Source organism: Pseudomonas sp. SIMBA_041 (genome assembly GCF_046535095.1).
In the GTDB taxonomy this organism is placed as follows: domain Bacteria; phylum Pseudomonadota; class Gammaproteobacteria; order Pseudomonadales; family Pseudomonadaceae; genus Aquipseudomonas; species Aquipseudomonas mucoides.
Map to the genome: position 1 here is coordinate 1 of NZ_JAWRXJ010000054.1, position 433 is coordinate 433.

A 433-nucleotide genomic window follows, 5' to 3' on the forward strand; every position below is an offset into this window, starting at 1 on the left:
GAAACCGCGCACCAGCGCGAGGCCCTGAAAAAAGAACACGCGCAGTCCGCCTCGCAGCTCAAATTCGCCGAGCGCCGGATTGCGGCGCTCGAGGCCGAACGCGACCGGCTGGATGGTGAGCTCGCCCACGAACGCGAAGCCCGACAGCGGGCGGTTGGCGAAGCCCTCGCGCTGAAAGCCGTCAACGCGCAGCAACATGCCCAGCTCGGCGATTTGCTGCGTGACATCGCGCCGAAACCGGGTCGGGCCACCACGCACGCCGGTCTCGCAAGTGCCAAACGCACCGCCAGCGGCACGGCCGCGAAACGCAAGAGCAAGTAACGCGAGCTGCCCCTTGAATACCTTTCCGAGTGCCATTCGCCAATGAGCTTTGCGGACTGGATCGACATTGGTGCGACACCGCCTCAACGGTTGCCCGGCGAGGCGGACGCCG

1 protein-coding gene is annotated in these 433 nt (G+C 66.3%); it reads left to right on the forward strand.

The window, feature by feature from the left end; translation table 11 throughout:
* Nucleotides 1-321 (forward strand): hypothetical protein (locus SB725_RS30200; RefSeq protein ID WP_410923022.1); only part of this gene is annotated, 321 nt, incomplete at its 5' end.
* Nucleotides 322-433 lie beyond the last annotated feature (112 nt).